Source organism: Streptococcus sp. 20925_1_69, assembly GCF_041432365.1.
In the GTDB taxonomy this organism is placed as follows: domain Bacteria; phylum Bacillota; class Bacilli; order Lactobacillales; family Streptococcaceae; genus Streptococcus.
The window spans coordinates 19,593-38,428 of the sequence record NZ_JAPVZL010000006.1 but is presented as its reverse complement, the minus strand read 5'-3'; the positions used below and the strand labels follow the sequence as shown (position 1 = coordinate 38,428).

At 41.7% G+C, this 18,836-nt stretch carries 25 protein-coding genes; all 25 read left to right on the top strand.

Translation table 11 applies throughout. From position 1 onward, the window contains the following. The first annotated feature begins 48 nt into the window (after positions 1-48). The 25 genes from O3601_RS05385 (at position 49) to O3601_RS05265 (ending at position 18,827) form a co-directional block, all read left to right on the top strand. The gene (locus O3601_RS05385) at positions 49-405 is read left to right on the top strand and encodes a hypothetical protein (protein ID WP_001036306.1); all 357 of its coding nucleotides are present in this window, start codon (positions 49-51) and stop codon (positions 403-405) included. A 205-nt stretch (positions 406-610) separates the two neighbouring features. Next, complete coding sequence (locus O3601_RS05380; RefSeq protein WP_371471603.1) at positions 611-814, top strand: PncF family bacteriocin immunity protein; 204 nt, start codon at positions 611-613, stop codon at positions 812-814. Positions 815-1,106: 292 nt separating this feature from the next. Further along, positions 1,107-1,271, top strand: coding sequence for a hypothetical protein (locus O3601_RS05375; RefSeq protein ID WP_371471601.1), 165 nt, complete (start codon positions 1,107-1,109; stop codon positions 1,269-1,271). Continuing rightward, positions 1,268-1,672 (top strand): immunity protein, encoded by a 405-nt coding sequence (locus O3601_RS05370; protein WP_371471599.1) that lies wholly within the window; start codon positions 1,268-1,270, stop codon positions 1,670-1,672. Before O3601_RS05375 ends, O3601_RS05370 begins: the two co-directional genes overlap by 4 nt. Positions 1,673-1,754: 82 nt before the next feature. Next, complete coding sequence (locus O3601_RS05365; protein ID WP_000877387.1) at positions 1,755-2,138, top strand: hypothetical protein; 384 nt, start codon at positions 1,755-1,757, stop codon at positions 2,136-2,138. Positions 2,139-2,202: 64 nt separating this feature from the next. Continuing rightward, positions 2,203-2,892, top strand: a complete 690-nt coding sequence (locus tag O3601_RS05360; protein ID WP_000760493.1) for a CPBP family intramembrane glutamic endopeptidase — start codon at positions 2,203-2,205, stop codon at positions 2,890-2,892. 40 nt (positions 2,893-2,932) lie between these two features. Then, positions 2,933-3,181, top strand: coding sequence for an immunity protein BlpZ (blpZ, locus tag O3601_RS05355; protein ID WP_261075088.1), 249 nt, complete (start codon positions 2,933-2,935; stop codon positions 3,179-3,181). 29 nt (positions 3,182-3,210) lie between these two features. Then, positions 3,211-3,822 (top strand): lysostaphin resistance A-like protein, encoded by a 612-nt coding sequence (locus tag O3601_RS05350; protein WP_371471597.1) that lies wholly within the window; start codon positions 3,211-3,213, stop codon positions 3,820-3,822. 161 nt (positions 3,823-3,983) lie between these two features. Continuing rightward, positions 3,984-4,778, top strand: a complete 795-nt coding sequence (ccrZ, locus tag O3601_RS05345) for a cell cycle regulator CcrZ (RefSeq protein ID WP_000363005.1) — start codon at positions 3,984-3,986, stop codon at positions 4,776-4,778. Next, entirely contained in the window at positions 4,775-5,410 is a 636-nt protein-coding gene (trmB, locus tag O3601_RS05340; RefSeq protein WP_001266094.1) for a tRNA (guanosine(46)-N7)-methyltransferase TrmB, read from the top strand. Before ccrZ ends, trmB begins: the two co-directional genes overlap by 4 nt. 125 nt (positions 5,411-5,535) lie before the next feature. Then, positions 5,536-6,015: a ribosome maturation factor RimP gene (gene rimP / locus O3601_RS05335; protein WP_082888105.1), complete on the top strand. Its 480-nt coding sequence runs from the start codon at positions 5,536-5,538 to the stop codon at positions 6,013-6,015. A 43-nt stretch (positions 6,016-6,058) separates the two neighbouring features. Further along, on the top strand, positions 6,059-7,195 hold the full coding sequence (gene nusA, locus O3601_RS05330; protein WP_261058946.1) for a transcription termination factor NusA: 1,137 nt from the start codon (positions 6,059-6,061) through the stop codon (positions 7,193-7,195). A 21-nt stretch (positions 7,196-7,216) separates the two neighbouring features. Continuing rightward, entirely contained in the window at positions 7,217-7,510 is a 294-nt protein-coding gene (rnpM, locus tag O3601_RS05325) for an RNase P modulator RnpM (RefSeq protein ID WP_371471594.1), read from the top strand. After that, positions 7,503-7,802, top strand: a complete 300-nt coding sequence (locus O3601_RS05320) for a YlxQ-related RNA-binding protein (protein WP_371471591.1) — start codon at positions 7,503-7,505, stop codon at positions 7,800-7,802. Before rnpM ends, O3601_RS05320 begins: the two co-directional genes overlap by 8 nt. 16 nt (positions 7,803-7,818) lie before the next feature. Continuing rightward, positions 7,819-10,620 (top strand): translation initiation factor IF-2, encoded by a 2,802-nt coding sequence (gene infB / locus O3601_RS05315; RefSeq protein WP_371471588.1) that lies wholly within the window; start codon positions 7,819-7,821, stop codon positions 10,618-10,620. A gap of 250 nt (positions 10,621-10,870) precedes the next feature. Beyond that, complete coding sequence (rbfA, locus tag O3601_RS05310) at positions 10,871-11,221, top strand: 30S ribosome-binding factor RbfA (protein ID WP_001273601.1); 351 nt, start codon at positions 10,871-10,873, stop codon at positions 11,219-11,221. A 206-nt stretch (positions 11,222-11,427) separates the two neighbouring features. Then, entirely contained in the window at positions 11,428-11,610 is a 183-nt protein-coding gene (locus O3601_RS05305; RefSeq protein WP_371471570.1) for a hypothetical protein, read from the top strand. Between the two features lie 265 nt (positions 11,611-11,875). Continuing rightward, positions 11,876-12,109: a DUF1858 domain-containing protein gene (locus O3601_RS05300; RefSeq protein ID WP_371471568.1), complete on the top strand. Its 234-nt coding sequence runs from the start codon at positions 11,876-11,878 to the stop codon at positions 12,107-12,109. After that, a complete protein-coding gene (locus tag O3601_RS05295; RefSeq protein WP_371471567.1) occupies positions 12,109-13,443 on the top strand; it encodes a DUF438 domain-containing protein in 1,335 nt (444 codons plus the stop codon). The genes O3601_RS05300 and O3601_RS05295 overlap by 1 nt, the downstream gene beginning before the upstream one ends. 9 nt (positions 13,444-13,452) lie before the next feature. Further along, positions 13,453-13,707: a DUF1912 family protein gene (locus O3601_RS05290; RefSeq protein WP_000119706.1), complete on the top strand. Its 255-nt coding sequence runs from the start codon at positions 13,453-13,455 to the stop codon at positions 13,705-13,707. A gap of 95 nt (positions 13,708-13,802) precedes the next feature. Then, the gene (locus O3601_RS05285; RefSeq protein WP_000038635.1) at positions 13,803-14,198 is read left to right on the top strand and encodes a helix-hairpin-helix domain-containing protein; all 396 of its coding nucleotides are present in this window, start codon (positions 13,803-13,805) and stop codon (positions 14,196-14,198) included. Between the two features lie 281 nt (positions 14,199-14,479). Continuing rightward, positions 14,480-15,067 (top strand): flavin reductase family protein, encoded by a 588-nt coding sequence (locus O3601_RS05280; protein WP_371471564.1) that lies wholly within the window; start codon positions 14,480-14,482, stop codon positions 15,065-15,067. Continuing rightward, positions 15,045-15,605: a GNAT family N-acetyltransferase gene (locus tag O3601_RS05275; RefSeq protein ID WP_371471561.1), complete on the top strand. Its 561-nt coding sequence runs from the start codon at positions 15,045-15,047 to the stop codon at positions 15,603-15,605. The genes O3601_RS05280 and O3601_RS05275 overlap by 23 nt, the downstream gene beginning before the upstream one ends. Further along, a complete protein-coding gene (locus O3601_RS05270; protein WP_371471559.1) occupies positions 15,605-16,183 on the top strand; it encodes an AAA family ATPase in 579 nt (192 codons plus the stop codon). Before O3601_RS05275 ends, O3601_RS05270 begins: the two co-directional genes overlap by 1 nt. Further along, the gene (locus tag O3601_RS05265; RefSeq protein ID WP_371471557.1) at positions 16,176-18,827 is read left to right on the top strand and encodes a valine--tRNA ligase; all 2,652 of its coding nucleotides are present in this window, start codon (positions 16,176-16,178) and stop codon (positions 18,825-18,827) included. Before O3601_RS05270 ends, O3601_RS05265 begins: the two co-directional genes overlap by 8 nt. The last annotated feature ends 9 nt before the right edge of the window (positions 18,828-18,836 follow it).

Below are 18,836 nucleotides of genomic sequence, written 5' to 3'. Positions count from 1 at the left end.
CCGCCTGTAGTCATCAATTAAAATGCCATAGTATATGAGGTACCCTATATGAATAAGAAATCCTTTTTTATCATCTGTTCTACGTTGATTATAGCATCGAATCTTCTCATGATTTCCGTGGTGAACAAGGGAGAAGAAACAGGGAGCAATCTGTTTGTGATTGCTATAGCTTGTGTTTTGCTACCAGCCTTTTTATATGCAGTTGAAAACAGACTTACTTCAATGGTAAGAGTAGAATCAATACTCCTGATTCAGTTGACAGTTATATCCCTACTCCGTCTTATCAACAGAATAGGGAGTACGCCTGAAATCCTCAACATTATCATTACCCTTATCGCTTTGGCAAGTGGAACAGCTGCTATCCTTGTTGCGATCATGAGAATATATGAGAACATACGGAAGTGAGGGTGAGTAGTTTTCTATTTTGTATTTTCACATTGTCAAGTTCCCCAGGGCAAGTATGTTTTTCATGCTTGCTTTTTTTATTTTTAACAATTCAAGATGTTTTGATGACCGTTTGTGATTTGGATGGAAAATTTTAAAAAATAGTAGTATACTAACCTTATTAAGGTTGTAATAGGACGAAAGTAAAAAGAGGTATTCCTCGTGAATGCAAAAACAATGTTACAATTGGCTACTGTGGTTGCTTAAAGGCTTGAGCTTGTATGTAGAGGAGCTGTACTTGGAGGTAATTATGGATTTCAAAAGTTTTCTTATTGCTTTTGTTGTTGGTATGTTTGTTTCTTTTATTACTTCTTTAATTAGGGAAAAATTTTTAAAATCTCCAAAGAAGAATAAAGATAGATCTAATTAGATAGAAAGATTTTTTATCGCTAGTTTAATCTACAGTGGAGTTTCTTTAATATTGTTTCGCCTGTTAAAATGATATGTGATAGCAGGATAAAAAATCTACAAATTAAGTTGGTATCAATACGGTGTAAAGGGCAAGTATGTTTTTCATGCTTGCTTTTTTTAATTTTTTACAATTCAAGATGTTTTGATGACCATTTATGATTTGAGTGTTCCAAGGATAAAATGAGTGCTATACTAGCAGTGTAAAGGTTGTAGCTAAACTAAGATAAAGCATACATTTAGGAGGAAATTTTATGAAGAAAAAAATACTGATTATTTTCGTTCTATATCTGATCATGTCTATCCTTCTTTATCCGCTTAGGGAGAGTGATTGGTATCATCTATTCTATACAATAGCCTATGTGATTGCAGTGATGATCTATTTTGCTTTAATGAAAAAGAAAGGAGCAAAGAAATGAAAACTTTTCTTGCTAAAAAACGGAACATCTTCCTTATGAGATTGTTCCTAGGTCAGTTGCCCTTACTTGTCTCCACTTATCTATTTCTATCTCGTCAGTTTTTAAATTTTTCCTTAGTTTTCCAATTTCTTTTAGTGGTTATTAACTTAGCTTCCATTTTGGTTACTGTTTACCTCACTAGGGAAATGAGGATAAGAGAGTTTGAAGATGATGATTTGGTTAGTCCTAGAACCAATCAACTCATGTATATCGGCTTGACAGGTTTTATGTCCATTATTTGTTTGTATAGAGGTATCACAGCAGGAGAATTCTATCAGCAATTAATTGCCTATATTGGCGCTATTCTCTGCTTGATTATTATGCTTCTACTCATTTGGGGCTTGAAGTATTATAAAAAGTAGCTTGCCTTCCTCTTCTGACAGAATCTTTTATTAGAAGGCTCTATTAAACTGTCCGTGAAATAAGTGAATGGAGGTATTTAAAATGAAATATAGATTATTTCTTGTTATTTTCTTGAGTAGTATTTTGAATATTCTTTTAGGGACATTTTTACAAATCTCTAATGTATCAATTGGGTGGCTTGTTCTTTACAGTGGCTTGTTTGAAGCAGGAGTTTTTCTTCTTACCAATAAAGGGTTTGCGGTCCAAATCAAGGAGGTAGACATTCAAAACCGTTTTAAATTTATTTTTAGGAAAACGATATGGTTTCAAATTCTTTTGCTTATCTTTATGATGATTAAACTTTATCTTGGTTTGGATGCGAGGTTGATTTTATTCTATGGACATATTTTCATTGTCTTTAATGCTTTAATATATCTATTATCTAGTAGTCAGGTTAGTCTAAAAAAGAGCAAGCTGTCTTCTTAATCTTGCAGTAACAGAGCCTGACAAGGCGAGCCATCCTGTCTTGTAGATAGTGGGGAGGATTTATATGAAAAAATATCCTATTCTTTTCAAAACGAGTGCCATTCTTTCTTATTTGTTTCTGTTTTTCGGACTGTTTTGGACAACCCAATTTTGGAGCAATTATTGGGAGTTCTCGTCTTGGGTAGGAAATCTTATCTGGATTCGAAACATCATCAGTCTTCTCTTTATCTGCTTTATGATTTGGATTTTGGTCAGGTCGGGCCATGCTTATCTCTTTCGTATCCCTAGAAAAAAGTGGTTGAGCTATTCCGTCCTGACGGTGTTAGCAGCTGTTGTGCTTATCTGTTTTAACTATCTGACAGCTAAATACGTTCAGGGGACGAACGAAGGTTGGAATTTGTTTATTGCCTATAGTGAGACCAATTTTGCGGAGTTTGGTGTTTACCTAACTTTAATCGTACTAGGACCTCTGATGGAAGAATTGGTATGTAGGGGACTGCTTCAACATGCCTTCTTTAAGAATTCGAGGTGGGGGCTGGATCTTCTCTTTCCGTCATTCTTATTTGCCTTGCCCCACTTTTCTAGCTTGCCAAGTCTCGCAGATATTTTTGTCTATACGGCAGTGGGCTGTCTATTTGCCTGTCTAACACGTTATACGAAGAGTATCTATCCTTCTTATTCGATTCATATTGTTAATAATATCATCGCAAACTTACCATTTTTGCTCACTTTTCTACATAGGGTCTTGGGGTAAAAAATAAAAGGCTTGCTTTTCAGCCATAGAGGAGGTCATCATGTATAAACACTTATTTTTCCTAGATTCCAAAACCTTAGACTGGTTGACGCCCTATATTCTAGTCTTGGCATCTGACACCATTGCTTTTAATATTTTTGTGCTAACCTTTGTATTTGTTGTGGTCTTTTATTTCCTAAATCCCATGCTATCTTTAATGGCTATCTTCTTAGGGGGTGGTTATGTGGTCGGATTTTGGTTACTAAAATGGTTTGTTTTGGAAAGGCTAGAACTAAAGAATGACGTGTAGGAAGTCTGTTTGGTGAGGAGGATAGTTTTATGGAGTTTTTTGATAAATTTCATGCCTTGTGTTTTGGATTTTTAGTACTAATAATCGTCATTACAGTTCCTTATACGATTAACCATGGGGATTTTTTTCAAAATGAATCTGAATTGATTATTGTAAGTCTTCTAGTAACCTCGCTGAGTGTTGCTTATGCTAGAAAGTTTGATATGATTTCTTTTGGGATGTTAAGCAAGAAACAACTTTTGCTTTTCACTGCAATCTTTCTTCTAAGTGTACTTGAGACGCTGGTTTATATTCATTTCTTCGCTGTTTCTTCTGGCGCAGGAGTTCAACACTTGGCGGAAGTCAGCAGAGGAATTTCTCTGTCTTTGATTTTGACTACCTCAGTTTTTGGCCCCATCCAGGAGGAACTCATTTTCAGAGGACTTCTTCAAGGTGCGGTTTTTGACAACTCTTGGTTAGGGCTTGTGCTAACTTCCTCTCTCTTTTCTTTCATGCATGGACCTTCTAATGTCCCTTCGTTTATTTTTTATCTACTTGGGGGCTTGTTGCTGGGCTTTGCTTATAAAAAGAGCCAAAATTTGTGGGTTTCTACTTTAGTTCATATGTTTTACAACAGTTGGCCACTCCTATATTATTTATAAAAATCATGAAAGGTAAGCAGAAGACGGTGCTTGCCTTTTTCTTTCTATAATGATAACCCAAACCATCCCAGAGGCTTTTCTTTGAGAATCGGGTGTGGAGCGGTTGACGAATAGGGCAAAAACTAGTAGAATAGTAAGGAAACTTTATACGGAGGAAAGAAATGGATTTGGGTGATAATGAGCTAACACTGACTCCCATACCTGGGAAAAGTGGCAAGGCTTATATGGGTAGCTATCCTGATGGGAAGCGTATCTTTGTAAAAATGAACACCTCTCCAATCCTACCTGGTCTAGCTAGAGAACAAATTGCTCCACAATTATTATGGAGTCGCCGTTTGGCAGATGGGCGTGATATGTGTGCTCAAGAATGGTTGACAGGCAAAATATTGACCCCCTATGATATGAATCGTAAACAAATCGTCAATATCTTAACCCGTCTGCATCGCTCACGTCCGTTGATGACACAGTTGAGTCGTTTGGGATATGCCATGGAAACACCTGTAGATTTACTACAGTCTTGGCAGGAAACGGCTCCAGATGCTTTGCGTAAAAATCATTTTATCAGTGAAGTGATGGCTGATTTACGTCAGACTATTCCAGGATTTAGAGAGGACTATGCGACCATTGTCCATGGAGATGTACGACATAGTAATTGGATTGAGACAGACAGTGGCTTGATTTATTTGGTAGATTGGGATTCGGTTCGCTTGACCGACCGCATGTTTGATGTGGCCCATATGCTCTGCCATTATATTCCAGAACATCAGTGGAAGGAATGGTTGACCTACTACGGTTACAAGTACAATCAAACGGTATTAAATAAATTGTATTGGTACGGTCAATTGTCTTATTTGAGCCAGATTTCCAAGTATTATATGAACCAAGATTTAGAAAATGTCAATCGGGAGATCCATGGCCTGCGTCACTTCCGAGACAAGTATGGAAAGAGAAGATGAGAGTTAGAAATCGTAAAGGGGCGACAGAATTACTAGAGGCAAATCCCCAGTATGTGGTCCTCAATCCCTTGGAAGCCAAGGGGAAATGGCGGGACTTGTTTGGCAATGATAATCCTATTCATGTGGAAGTTGGAAGTGGAAAGGGTGCCTTTGTTTCAGGTATGGCTAAGCAAAACCCTGACATCAACTATATCGGGATTGATATTCAAAAGTCTGTTTTGAGCTACGCTTTGGACAAGGTGCTTGAAGTTGGAGTGCCTAACATTAAGCTCTTGTGGGTAGATGGTTCTGACTTGACTGACTACTTTGAAGACGGTGAGATCGACCGCTTGTATCTGAACTTTTCAGATCCTTGGCCGAAAAAACGCCATGAAAAGCGTCGTTTGACCTACAAGACCTTCTTGGATACCTTCAAGCGCATCTTGCCTGAAAATGGAGAAATTCATTTCAAGACGGATAACCGTGGCTTGTTTGAGTACAGTTTAGTGAGCTTTTCTCAGTATGGCATGAAGCTCAATGGTGTCTGGTTAGATTTACATGCCAGTGATTTTGAAGGCAATGTCATGACAGAATACGAGCAAAAATTCTCCAACAAGGGGCAAGTTATCTACCGAGTTGAGGCAGAATTTTAAGAAATAGCCTGAAATCAGGCTGTATAGGTGCTTTTGCTTTACATAAGTTGGCAAACGTGCTATACTATGAGTAAGAATATGAAAAGTGAGGCGGGGAAATATCTTCGCCTCTTGCTTATGAGGAGGTGGACGCAATCGCAACAATCGTAGAATTAGTCAGAGAAGTTGTAGAACCTGTCATAGAAGCTCCTTTCGAACTCGTGGATATCGAGTATGGAAAGATTGGCAGTGACATGATTCTCAGTATTTTTGTAGATAAACCTGAAGGAATTACCTTGAACGACACGGCAGACTTGACAGAAATTATCAGTCCTGTCCTAGACACCATCAAGCCAGATCCCTTCCCAGAACAATATTTCCTAGAAATCACCAGTCCAGGCTTGGAACGTCCTTTAAAAACCAAGGATGCCGTCGCTGGAGCGGTTGGGAAATACATCCATGTCGGGCTCTACCAAGCCATCGATAAGCAAAAGGTCTTTGAAGGAACCTTGTTGTCCTTTGAAGAGGATGAGTTGACTATGGAATATATGGACAAGACGCGTAAGAAAACTGTCCAAATTCCATACAGTTTAGTATCAAAAGCACGTTTAGCAGTTAAATTATAGAAAAAGAAAGGATAGCTTTTGAGGATTCAAAAGTGAAGAAAACATGAGTAAAGAAATGCTAGAGGCCTTCCGCATTTTGGAAGAAGACAAGGGAATCAAAAAAGAAGACATCATCGACGCAGTAGTAGAGTCGCTTCGTTCCGCTTATCGCAGACGCTATGGTCAATCAGACAGCGTAGCCATTGACTTCAACGAAAAAACAGGTGACTTTACAGTTTATACTGTTCGTGAAGTTGTTGATGAAGTCTTTGATAGCCGTTTGGAAATCAGCTTGAAAGATGCTCTTGCCATTAATTCAGCCTATGAACTTGGTGATAAAATCAAATTTGAAGAAGCACCTGCTGAGTTTGGTCGTGTAGCAGCTCAATCTGCCAAACAAACCATCATGGAAAAAATGCGCAAGCAAACACGTGCCATCACTTACAATACTTATAAAGAACATGAACAAGAAATCATGTCTGGTACAGTAGAACGCTTTGACAACCGCTTCATCTATGTCAACCTTGGTAGCATTGAAGCCCAATTGTCAAAACAAGACCAAATTCCTGGTGAAGTTTTTGCTTCTCATGATCGTATTGAAGTTTATGTCTACAAGGTTGAAGACAATCCTCGCGGAGTGAACGTCTTTGTTAGCCGTAGCCATCCAGAAATGATCAAACGTTTGATGGAGCAAGAAATTCCAGAAGTTTATGATGGAACTGTTGAAATCATGAGCGTGGCTCGTGAAGCTGGTGACCGTACTAAAGTTGCCGTTCGTAGTCACAATCCAAATGTGGATGCTATCGGAACAATCGTTGGACGTGGTGGAGCTAATATCAAGAAGATTACCAGCAAATTCCACCCAGCTCGATACGATGCTAAAAATGATCGTATGGTGCCAATCGAAGAAAATATCGATGTTATCGAGTGGGTAGCAGATCCAGCCGAATTTATCTACAATGCTATTGCTCCTGCTGAGGTTGACCAAGTTATCTTTGACGAAAACGATAGTAAACGTGCCTTGGTGGTTGTTCCTGATAACAAGCTTTCTCTTGCTATCGGTCGTCGTGGACAAAATGTTCGCTTGGCGGCTCACTTGACTGGTTACCGTATCGATATCAAGTCTGCTAGCGAATTTGAAGCCATGGAAGAAGCTGGTTCGGTAGATTTGGGATCAGAAAACGATACTGTAGAAGAATAAAAGCTGCTAGAGGAGGGAAAGATGAAAACGAGAAAAATCCCTTTGCGCAAGTCTGTTGTGTCTAACGAAGTGATTGATAAGCGTGATTTGCTCCGTATTGTCAAGAACAAGGAAGGACAAGTCTTTATCGATCCGACAGGCAAGGCCAATGGCCGCGGCGCTTACATCAAGCTAGACAATGCAGAAGCCCTAGAGGCGAAAAAGAAGAAGGTCTTTAACCGTAGCTTTAGCATGGAAGTGGATGAAAGCTTTTATGACGAGTTGGTCGCTTATGTGGATCACAAAGTGAAAAGAAGAGAGTTAGGACTTGAATAAGCAAAAGTTAAGCAATCTCTTGGGACTTGCTCAGCGAGCAGGGCGGATTATATCGGGTGAAGAATTGGTGGTCAAGGCCATTCAAGACGGCAAGGCCAAGTTGGTCTTTCTAGCCCATGATGCTGGTCCTAATCTGACCAAGAAGATTCAAGATAAAGGTCATTATTATCAAGTAGAAATTGTAACCGTGTTTTCAACACTGGAATTAAGCATAGCAGTCGGAAAATCGAGAAAGGTTTTGGCTGTAACAGATGCTGGATTTACAAAGAAAATGAGGTCTCTTATGGAATAGAAGAGGAGGACATGATTTGTCTAAGAAAAGATTGTACGAAATCGCAAAAGAACTTGGAAAAGAAAGTAAAGAAGTTGTAGCGCGTGCAAAAGAGTTGGGCTTGGATGTGAAAAGCCACTCATCAAGTGTGGAAGAAGCTATCGCTGCAAAAATCGCTGCTAGCTTTAAGTCCGCAGTTGCTCCGAAAGCAGAAGCAAAACCTGCCGAACCAAAAGCAAGTGCAGAAAAGAAAGCCGAGAAATCTGAACCAGCTAAACCAGTTGTAGCTAAGGAAGAGGTAAAACCGGCTGAGCCAGTTGCTCCTAAAACAGAAAAAGCAGCAGCTAAACCGCAAAGCCGTAATTTCAAGGCTGAACGTGAAGCCCGTGCCAAAGAGCAAGCAGAGCGACGCAAGCAAAACAAGGGCAATAACCGTGACCAACAACAAAACGGAAACCGTCAGAAAAATGACGGCCGTAATGGTGGTAAACCTGGTCAAGGCAACCGCGACAATCGTCGCTTTAACGACCAAACTAAGAAACAGCAAGGTCAGCAAAATCGTGGTAATGAGCGCCGTCAACAAGAGGACAAACGTCCAAATCAAGCGGCTCCACGTGTTGACTTTAAAGCCCGTGCAGCAGCCCTAAAAGCAGAGCAAAATGCAGAATATGCCCGTTCAAGTGAGGAGCGTTTCAAGCAGACTCAGGCTGCCAAAGAAGCCTTGGCCCAAGCAAACAAACGCAAGGAGCCAGAGGAAATCTTTGAAGAAGTGGCTAAGTTAGCTGAACAAGCGCAACAAGCACAGCAAGTTCAAGCAGTGGCTGAAGTCGTCCCTGAGAAAAAAGAAGCTGCAGTGGATACACGTCGTAAAAAACAAGCTCGACCAGACAAAAATCGTGACGATTATGATCACGAAGAAGATGGTCCTAGAAAACAACAAAAGAATCGAAGTAGTCAAAATCAAGTGAGAAATCAAAAGAATAGTAACTGGAATAACAATAAAAAGAACAAAAAAGGCAATAACAAGAACAACCGTAATCAGACTCCAAAACCTGTTACGGAGCGCAAATTCCATGAATTGCCAACAGAATTTGAATATACAGATGGTATGACTGTTGCGGAAATCGCAAAACGTATCAAACGTGAACCAGCTGAAATCGTTAAGAAACTTTTCATGATGGGTGTCATGGCCACACAAAACCAATCTTTGGATGGGGAAACAATTGAACTCCTCATGGTGGATTATGGTATCGAAGCCAAACAAAAGGTTGAAGTGGATAATGCCGACATCGAACGTTTCTTTGTCGAAGATGGTTATCTCAATGAAGATGAATTGGTAGAGCGTCCACCAGTTGTAACTATCATGGGACACGTTGACCACGGTAAAACAACACTCCTAGATACCCTTCGTAACTCTCGTGTTGCGACAGGTGAAGCGGGTGGTATCACTCAGCATATCGGTGCCTACCAAATCGTGGAAAATGGCAAGAAGATTACCTTCCTTGATACACCAGGACACGCGGCCTTTACATCAATGCGTGCGCGTGGTGCTTCTGTTACCGATATTACTATCTTGGTCGTAGCGGCAGATGACGGGGTTATGCCTCAGACTATCGAAGCCATTAACCACTCAAAAGCGGCCAACGTTCCAATCATCGTAGCCATTAACAAGATTGATAAACCAGGTGCTAACCCAGAACGCGTTATCGGTGAATTGGCAGAGCATGGAGTTATGTCAACTGCTTGGGGTGGAGATTCTGAATTTGTTGAAATTTCAGCTAAATTCAACCAAAATATCGAAGAATTGTTGGAAACAGTCCTTCTTGTGGCTGAAATCCAAGAACTCAAGGCAGACCCAACAGTGCGTGCGATCGGTACAGTTATCGAAGCTCGCTTGGATAAAGGAAAAGGTGCGGTCGCAACCCTTCTTGTTCAACAAGGTACCTTGAATGTCCAAGACCCAATCGTTGTCGGAAATACCTTCGGTCGTGTCCGTGCTATGACCAATGACCTTGGTCGTCGCGTTAAGGTGGCTGGACCATCAACACCAGTTTCTATCACAGGTTTGAATGAAGCGCCAATGGCAGGTGACCACTTTGCCGTTTACGAGGATGAAAAATCTGCGCGTGCAGCTGGTGAAGAACGTGCCAAACGTGCCCTTATGAAACAACGTCAAGCTACCCAACGTGTCAGTCTTGAAAACCTCTTTGATACCCTTAAAGCTGGTGAACTCAAGTCAGTTAACGTTATCATCAAGGCCGACGTACAAGGTTCTGTTGAAGCCCTTTCTGCCTCACTTCAGAAAATCGATGTGGAAGGTGTTAAAGTTACTATCGTCCACTCAGCAGTCGGTGCAATCAACGAATCAGACGTGACCCTTGCTGAAGCTTCAAATGCCTTTATCGTTGGTTTCAATGTACGCCCTACACCACAAGCTCGTCAACAAGCTGAAGCTGACGATGTGGAAATCCGTCTCCACAGCATTATCTACAAGGTTATCGAAGAGATGGAAGAAGCTATGAAAGGGATGCTTGATCCAGAATTTGAAGAAAAAGTTATCGGTGAAGCAGTTATTCGTGAAACCTTCAAGGTGTCTAAAGTGGGAACTATCGGTGGATTCATGGTTATCAACGGTAAGGTTACCCGTGACTCTAAAGTCCGTGTTATCCGTGATGGTGTCGTTATTTATGATGGTGAACTCGCAAGCTTGAAACACTACAAAGACGACGTTAAGGAAGTTACAAACGGTCGTGAAGGTGGATTGATGATCGATGGCTACAATGATATCAAGACTGATGATGTGATTGAGGCCTACGTCATGGAAGAAATCAAGAGATAAGATTTTTGCTCCTTTCTTAGGTGGTGAGGGACGCAAGCAAACCGATGGTTTCATTGCTTATTTTTGAGCCTAGGGTCTCAAAAATCCCCTGTGATGGGACTGATAAATCAGTTCCATCACTTTCACCACGGCGAAAGAAGCAGATGATTTCAAATTGAACTTCGTTCCAATTTGAAATGAAAATCAATAAATTTAAAAATAGCTAGGTCTGCTGGCCTAGCTTTTGGTTCAAAGTAGAGAAAGGAATATCATGGCAAATCATTTCCGTACGGATCGTGTGGGCATGGAAATCAAGCGTGAAGTCAATGAGATTTTGCAAAAGAAAGTCCGTGATCCGCGTGTCCAAGGTGTGACTATCACAGATGTTCAGATGCTAGGTGACTTGTCTGTTGCCAAGGTTTACTACACCATTTTGAGTAACCTTGCTTCGGATAATCAAAAAGCCCAAATTGGACTTGAAAAAGCAACTGGTACCATCAAACGTGAACTTGGTCGCAATTTGAAATTGTACAAAATCCCAGATTTGACTTTCGTCAAAGACGAGTCCATCGAATATGGAAACAAGATTGACGAAATGCTACGCAATCTGGATAAGAACTAAGAAGAGGGGAAACCCTCTTTTTTGGTGGGGAAATGGCTACAAAACATACTGGCGGAATCTTTCCAGAGTTAAACATTATTAAAAAGCTTTATAAAATTCAACTTGTATGATATTATAGGAATTAGAAAGAGTAAATTTCACAGAAATAGCCAGTAAGACTGGTATCGTTAATATTTTGAAAGTGTTGTTAAACGAGGGAAGATAATATGGGACTCATAAAAATTCTAGCTAAAACTTACGGGAATTACTTTTTGACCATGCAAGGTGTAAAAGTGATGAAAACGATAAAGAAAGATGATAATGTCGTTGTCGGTCTGGGAAAACTCTTTATTGCAGACAAGCTAATGGATACGGCTCGGTGGCTCATCAAGCCAGAGGAGAGAAAATGAAATTTTTCTGGGGACTTCTTGCGATTATTTTTATTAAACCGATTATTGGGATTTTGAAATTCTTTTGGATGATCATCTCTTTTGTGGTTCAATTGCTGTTTTACAAGCTATTATTTAAGATATTGGATTGGCTCTTTAAACTTATTTAGATGGTAATCCAAGTCGTGGGGAACTAGCAAGTCTTGTACTGCTAGTTTTTTAATCTCTTTCCATATGGTATAATATAAGCAGTAAAATCATTTTAGAATATTCAATGGAGGTCGTCATGGACAATATCATCGATGTGTCAATTCCTGTTGCAGAAGTGGTGGATAAGCATCCAGAAGTCTTGGAAATCCTAGTGGAGCTAGGTTTTAAACCGCTTACCAATCCCTTGATGCGCAACACAGTCGGTCGCAAAGTATCGCTTAAGCAGGGGTCTAAGCTTGAAGGAACCCCTATGGACAAGATTGTCCGCACACTGGAAGCAAATGGTTACGAAGTGATTGGATTAGACTAATGGCAGATGAACGGATTCATGTCCTACGGGATATTTTGTTAGAATTGCACAATGGCGCCTCTCCTGAGTCGGTTCAGGAGCGCTTTGATGCGACCTTTACAGGTGTTTCAGCCATCGAGATTTCCCTTATGGAGCACGAGCTGATGAACTCAGACTCAGGTGTCACCTTTGAAGATGTTATGGAACTCTGTGATGTCCATGCCAATCTTTTTAAAAATGCTGTTAAGGGTGTCGAAGTTGCAGATACTGAGCATCCAGGTCACCCAGTTCGTGTCTTTAAGGAAGAAAATCTGGCCCTCCGTGCGGCCTTGATTCGCATTCGGAGATTGTTAGATACCTATGAGTCTATGGAAGATGAAGAAATGCTGGCGGAGATGCGCAAGGGTTTGGTCCGTCAAATGGGGCTTGTGGGTCAATTTGATATTCATTACCAACGTAAGGAAGAGCTCTTTTTCCCCATCATGGAGCGCTATGGACACGATTCACCTCCCAAAGTTATGTGGGGAGTGGATGATCAGATCAGGGAACTCTTTCAAACAGCTTTAGCGACAGCCAAGTCACTACCAGAAGTGTCGATTAGCACTGTAAAGGAAACTTTTGAAGCCTTTGCGACAGAGTTTGAAAGTATGATTTTCAAGGAAGAGTCCATCCTTCTCATGATTCTCCTTGAATCCTTTACCCAGGATGACTGGATTCAGATTGCAGAGGAGAGCGATGCCTATGGCTATGCTATCATCCGTCCGTCTGAGAAATGGGTACCAGAACGACAAAGTTTCGTTGAGGAAAAGATTGCAGAGGAGCCTATTCAGCTAGATACGGCAGAGGGACAAGTTCAGCAGGTTATCGATACGCCAGAAGGCCAGTTTACCATTACCTTTACCCCTAAGGAAAAGGAAGCAGTGTTGGACCGCCATAGTCAACAGGCTTTTGGCAATGGCTATCTCTCGGTCGAGCAGGCCAATCTCATCCTCAATCACCTCCCTATGGAGATTACCTTTGTCAATAAAGACGATATTTTCCAGTATTACAATGACAATACGCCAGCTGATGAGATGATTTTCAAACGAACACCGTCCCAAGTCGGGCGCAATGTTGAACTCTGCCATCCACCTAAGTATTTGGACAAGGTTAAGACCATTATGAAGGGGCTTCGTGAGGGTACTAAGGATAAATATGAAATGTGGTTCAAGTCTGAGTCGCGAGGTAAATTTGTCCACATCACCTACGCAGCAGTGCACGATGAAGAGGGAGAATTCCAAGGGGTGCTGGAGTATGTTCAGGATATTCAACCCTACCGTGAGATTGACACGGACTATTTCCGTGGATTAGAATAAGGAGAAAAAATGAGTTACGAACAAGAATTTATGAAGGAATTTGAAGCTTGGGTCAATACCCAAATCATGATCAACGACATGGCGCATAAGGAAAGCCAAAAAGTCTACGAAGAAGACCAAGACGAGCGTGCCAAAGATGCTATGATCCGATACGAAAGCCGCTTGGATGCGTATCAGTTCTTGCTTGGTAAGTTTGAAAACTTCAAGGCAGGCAAGGGATTCCATGATTTGCCAGATGGCTTATTCGGTGAGCGAAATTATTAAACGAGATAGATTCTTGATTTTTTACTAAAATCTTGATAGAATATTTATATTAAATCCTTGTCAGAGCAGGGGTTTTTTATTGAAAGGATTTTATCATGTCAAAGAAACTCAATCGTAAAAAACAATTACGAAATAGCCTCCGTCGTGCAGGTGCTTTCTCAAGTACTGTGACGAAGGTTGTAGAAGAGACAAAAAAAGTCGTAAAACGTGCAGAACAGTCAGCAAGCCAAGCTGGTAAGGCTGTTTCTAAAAAAGTTGAACAAGCAGTCGAAGCTACCAAAGAGCAAGCGCAAAAAGTAGCTAATTCTGTAGAAGATTTTGCAGCAAACTTGGGTGGACTTCCACTTGACCGTGCCAAAACTTTCTATGATGAAGGAATCAAGTCTGCGTCAGATTTCAAAAACTGGACTGAAAAAGAACTCCTTGCCTTGAAAGGAATCGGCCCAGCTACCATCAAGAAATTGAAAGAAAACGGCATTAAGTTCAAGTAATCTTTCTTGTCCCTTGCAATTCTAAGAAAAACTTGCTACAATAAAGCCATCAGAGGTGTTTTGAATTCCACATTTTACAGAAAGTGGCGGTGCTGAGAAGTCCACAAATGTGTCAAAACTGGTTGCTGATGGATGAAAAATGAAATATTACTGTCTTTTGCTTTTAAAGACGAGAGTTGCGGGCTCTGCCCGAAATTGGGTGGTACCGCGGATAAGCACATTCGTCCCTGTCATGTAGATGGCAGGGCTTTTCTTTTGTATCTTGGTCAAAGGAGGTTGTCATGAAGCAATCTTTTAAAACAAGTAAACTCTATTATGGCTTTCCTATTTTCATTTTGGGATATCAGGATCAGAATTTTGGACACAATATTACGACCTGTAGCTCCTCTTATAGCTTGGGAGATTGGCTAGTCATTGGTGTCGGAGCTGAGGAAAATGCGGCTGAGCAAATCAAGCATTACCAGAAGTTTACTGTGAATATTCCTGATGAAAATCTCATGCTCGAGATGGAGCAGGCTGGTTTTATCAGTCATCGAGAGAAATTGAAACACCTGGGGCTAGACCACGAGATTTCTGAACAGACTCAGTCTCCGATTTTAGAGGCTTGTCCAGTCGTATTAGAATGTCAAGTTGATAGAATTATTGAGGAAGACGGTATTTGTCACATCTTTGCCAAGATTATCGAACGACTAGCTGATCCAGAACTTTTGGATGACAGGGGGCATTTTAAGAATGACCGTTTTGCGCCGACTTACTTTATGGGGGATGGCCACCAGCGCGTTTATCGCTATTTAGATGACCGAGTAGACCCTATGGGGAGCTTCATTAAGAAAGTGAGGAAGAAGGATGGCAAGAGCAACATTACCTGAACGAATCGAAACGGAGCGACTTATCCTACGAGTCCGCACAGTGGCGGATGCTGAGGATATCTTTGATTATGCTAGTCGTCCAGAAGTTTCTTACCCAGCAGGTTTTCCACCTGTCAAGACCTTGGAAGATGAGATTTATTATCTGGAGCACATTCTTCCCGAGCGCAATGAAAAGGACAATCTCCCAGCTGGTTACGGCATAGTAGTTAAAGGGACCGATACTATCATCGGCTCTGTTGATTTCAACCATCGTCATGAAGATGATGTGCTGGAGATTGGCTATACCTTACACCCAGACTATTGGGGACGCGGTTATGTGCCAGAAGCTGCGCGTGCCTTGATTGACTTAGGCTTTAAAGATTTGGGTCTTCACAAGATTGAACTGACTTGTTTTGGTTATAATGTCCAAAGTCAACGTGTCGCAGAAAAACTTGGATTTACCCTCGAAGCTCGCATCCGAGACCGTAAAGATGCCCAAGGCAATCGCTGTGATGATTTGAGATATGGCTTGCTGAGGAGTGAGTGGGAGGTAATTTGATGCATCTTTTCATCATTGGTGCTCCAGCCTCAGGAAAAATGACGATTGGTCAAGAACTGTCTCGACTGACGGATTCTACCCTCTTTTATAACCATCAAGCCATTGATTTTGCACTAGAAATCTATCAGGATTATACGGAGGAGATGTGGGAATTTGTTCGTGGAATTACCTTTTCTTTCCTTGGAGCTAGCGCTAGAAATCAGCGATATGTGATTTTAACAGACGTGATTGATTTTTCAAATCAGTACCAGATGATGTATTTGAAGCAAATTCAAGGTTTGTTGAATGACTATCATCAAGAGATTCTTTTTGTTGAATTGGAAACAAGCCTTGAAGAGCGCTTACGTCGAAATCAAACGGAGAATCGATTAAAGCACAAACCCTTAAAACGACATATTGAGGTATCTGAAAGAGAAATTTTAGAGACAGCTGAAACACTTCAATTAAATTCCCAACATCAACCGAATGAGTTGCACCACTACTTTAAAATAAATAATACGAATTTGTCTGCAGAAGAAGCTGCTAAGCAAATTCAAAATAAAATGAACAAAATAGAGAAAGGACACACACATGTCTAAAGAACTTTCACCTAAATACAATCCAGCAGAAGTTGAGGCTGGTCGTTACCAAAAATGGCTTGACGCTGATGTTTTCAAGCCTTCAGGCGATCAAAAGGCTAAGCCTTATTCAATCGTTATTCCACCACCAAATGTAACTGGTAAACTCCACCTTGGTCACGCTTGGGATACAACCTTGCAAGATATTATCATCCGTCAAAAACGGATGCAAGGTTTTGATACCCTTTGGCTTCCAGGTATGGACCACGCGGGGATTGCGACTCAGGCTAAGGTTGAGGAGCGCTTGCGTGGCGAGGGGATTAGCCGTTATGACCTGGGTCGTGAGAAATTCCTCGATAAGGTCTGGGAATGGAAAGACGAATATGCCACTACCATCAAGGAACAGTGGGGCAAGATGGGGCTCTCTGTAGACTACTCTCGTGAGCGTTTCACTCTTGATGAAGGTTTGTCAAAAGCCGTTCGCAAGGTCTTCGTGGATCTTTACAAGAAAGGCTGGATCTACCGTGGTGAGTTTATCATCAACTGGGACCCAGCGGCTCGCACAGCCCTTTCTGATATCGAAGTCATCCACAAGGATGTCGAAGGTGCCTTCTACCACATGAACTACATGCTGGAAGACGGCTCACGCGCCCTTGAAGTTGCGACAACTCGTCCTGAGACCATGTTTGGGGACGTTGCCGTTGCGGTCAATCCAGAAGACCCACGCTACAAGGATTTGATTGGTAAAAATGTTATTCTTCCAATCGCTAATAAATTGATCCCAATCGTTGGGGATGAGCACGCAGACCCTGAGTTTGGTACAGGTGTCGTGAAAATCACGCCTGCCCACGATCCAAACGACTTCTTGGTTGGTCAACGCCACAACTTGCCACAAGTTAACGTCATGAACGACGACGGAACTATGAATGAGCTTGCCTTCGAATTTGCAGGTATGGACCGTTTTGAAGCTCGTAAAGCAGTCGTTGCTAAGTTGGAAGAAATTGGTGCCCTTGTTAAAATCGAAAAACGTGTCCACAGTGTTGGTCACTCAGAGCGTACAGGTGTTGTGGTTGAACCACGCTTGTCTACTCAATGGTTCGTTAAGATGGACCAATTGGCTAAGAATGCTATTGCTAACCAAGACACAGAGGACAAGGTAGAATTCTACCCACCTCGTTTCAACGATACCTTCCTCCAATGGATGGAAAATGTCCACGACTGGGTCATCTCTCGCCAGCTCTGGTGGGGTCACCAAATCCCTGCTTGGTACAATGCTGAGGGTGAAATGTATGTCGGTGAAGAAGCTCCAGAAGGTGACGGTTGGACTCAGGACGAAGATGTCTTGGATACGTGGTTCAGTTCGGCTCTTTGGCCATTCTCTACCATGGGCTGGCCGGATGTCGACTCAGAAGACTTCAAACGTTATTATCCAACATCAACTTTGGTGACTGGTTATGATATTATCCCGTTCTGGGTATCTCGAATGATTTTCCAAGGTTTGGAATTTACTGGCAAGTCGCCATTTAAAAATGCCTTGATTCATGGTCTCATTCGTGATGAGCAAGGACGCAAGATGTCGAAATCTCTCGGTAACGGGATTGATCCAATGGATGTTATTGATAAGTACGGAACAGATAGCCTTCGTTGGTTCCTTTCAAACGGTTCTGCACCAGGGCAAGACGTGCGTTTCTCTTATGAGAAAATGGATGCTTCATGGAACTTTATTAACAAAATCTGGAACATCTCTCGTTATATCCTCATGAATAATGAAGGTTTGACCCTTGAGCAAGCAACTGCCAATGTCGAAAAAGTGGTCAACAAGGAAGCTGGAAATGTCACAGACCGCTGGATTCTCCACAACCTCAATGAAACTATCGGTAAAGTTACTGAAAACTTTGACAAGTTTGAGTTTGGTGTGGCTGGACACATCCTCTACAACTTCATCTGGGATGAATTTGCGGACTGGTACGTTGAATTGACTAAGGAAGTCCTTTATAGCGACAACGAAGAAGAGAAAGTCATCACACGTTCTGTTCTCCTTTACACTCTGGACAAGATCCTTCGTCTCCTTCACCCAATCATGCCATTCGTGACAGAGGAAATCTTTGGACAAATCTCAGAAGGTTCTATCGTGACAGCAGAATACCCAACTGTTAACCCAGCCTTTGAGGACCTTGCGGCCCACACAGGTGTCGAAAGCCTCAAAGACTTGATTCGTGCTATTCGTAATGCGCGTGCGGAAGTGAACGTAGCACCAAGCAAACCAATCACCATCCTTGTTAAGACTAGCGATAGTGACTTGGAAGCCTTCTTTAACAGCAATGTCAACTATATCAAACGCTTCACAAATCCAGAACACTTGGAAATCGCCTCAACCATCCCTGCGCCTGAACTGGCTATGTCAAGCGTCATCACAGGAGCAGAAATCTACTTGCCTCTCGCAGACCTCCTCAATGTCGAAGAAGAACTCGCTCGTCTCGACAAGGAACTGGCTAAATGGCAAAAAGAACTGGATATGGTCGGCAAGAAACTCTCTAACGAACGCTTCGTAGCCAACGCCAAACCAGAAGTCGTCCAAAAAGAACGCGACAAACAAGCCGACTATCAAGCTAAGTACGACGCGACCGTAGCGCGTATTGATGAGATGAAGAAGTTGGTTAAATAAACATAGAAA

Excerpts from the sequence above, each read along its gene's own strand:
- O3601_RS05375 (WP_371471601.1), top strand. The coding sequence starts at position 1,107 with ATGAAGAAAAAAATACTGATTATTTTCGTTCTATATCTGATCATGTCT.
- rnpM (WP_371471594.1), top strand. The coding sequence starts at position 7,217 with ATGAAAACGAGAAAAATCCCTTTGCGCAAGTCTGTTGTGTCTAACGAA.
- O3601_RS05365 (WP_000877387.1), top strand. The coding sequence starts at position 1,755 with ATGAAATATAGATTATTTCTTGTTATTTTCTTGAGTAGTATTTTGAAT.
- O3601_RS05350 (WP_371471597.1), top strand. The coding sequence starts at position 3,211 with ATGGAGTTTTTTGATAAATTTCATGCCTTGTGTTTTGGATTTTTAGTA.
- O3601_RS05380 (WP_371471603.1), top strand. The coding sequence starts at position 611 with ATGCAAAAACAATGTTACAATTGGCTACTGTGGTTGCTTAAAGGCTTG.
- blpZ (WP_261075088.1), top strand. The coding sequence starts at position 2,933 with ATGTATAAACACTTATTTTTCCTAGATTCCAAAACCTTAGACTGGTTG.
- O3601_RS05360 (WP_000760493.1), top strand. The coding sequence starts at position 2,203 with ATGAAAAAATATCCTATTCTTTTCAAAACGAGTGCCATTCTTTCTTAT.
- O3601_RS05300 (WP_371471568.1), top strand. The coding sequence starts at position 11,876 with ATGGACAATATCATCGATGTGTCAATTCCTGTTGCAGAAGTGGTGGAT.
- O3601_RS05275 (WP_371471561.1), top strand. The coding sequence starts at position 15,045 with ATGGCAAGAGCAACATTACCTGAACGAATCGAAACGGAGCGACTTATC.
- O3601_RS05285 (WP_000038635.1), top strand. The coding sequence starts at position 13,803 with ATGTCAAAGAAACTCAATCGTAAAAAACAATTACGAAATAGCCTCCGT.
- O3601_RS05290 (WP_000119706.1), top strand. The coding sequence starts at position 13,453 with ATGAGTTACGAACAAGAATTTATGAAGGAATTTGAAGCTTGGGTCAAT.
- O3601_RS05265 (WP_371471557.1), top strand. The coding sequence starts at position 16,176 with ATGTCTAAAGAACTTTCACCTAAATACAATCCAGCAGAAGTTGAGGCT.
- rbfA (WP_001273601.1), top strand. The coding sequence starts at position 10,871 with ATGGCAAATCATTTCCGTACGGATCGTGTGGGCATGGAAATCAAGCGT.
- nusA (WP_261058946.1), top strand. The coding sequence starts at position 6,059 with ATGAGTAAAGAAATGCTAGAGGCCTTCCGCATTTTGGAAGAAGACAAG.
- O3601_RS05385 (WP_001036306.1), top strand. The coding sequence starts at position 49 with ATGAATAAGAAATCCTTTTTTATCATCTGTTCTACGTTGATTATAGCA.
- O3601_RS05295 (WP_371471567.1), top strand. The coding sequence starts at position 12,109 with ATGGCAGATGAACGGATTCATGTCCTACGGGATATTTTGTTAGAATTG.
- ccrZ (WP_000363005.1), top strand. The coding sequence starts at position 3,984 with ATGGATTTGGGTGATAATGAGCTAACACTGACTCCCATACCTGGGAAA.
- O3601_RS05270 (WP_371471559.1), top strand. The coding sequence starts at position 15,605 with ATGCATCTTTTCATCATTGGTGCTCCAGCCTCAGGAAAAATGACGATT.
- trmB (WP_001266094.1), top strand. The coding sequence starts at position 4,775 with ATGAGAGTTAGAAATCGTAAAGGGGCGACAGAATTACTAGAGGCAAAT.
- O3601_RS05370 (WP_371471599.1), top strand. The coding sequence starts at position 1,268 with ATGAAAACTTTTCTTGCTAAAAAACGGAACATCTTCCTTATGAGATTG.
- O3601_RS05305 (WP_371471570.1), top strand. The coding sequence starts at position 11,428 with ATGGGACTCATAAAAATTCTAGCTAAAACTTACGGGAATTACTTTTTG.
- O3601_RS05280 (WP_371471564.1), top strand. The coding sequence starts at position 14,480 with ATGAAGCAATCTTTTAAAACAAGTAAACTCTATTATGGCTTTCCTATT.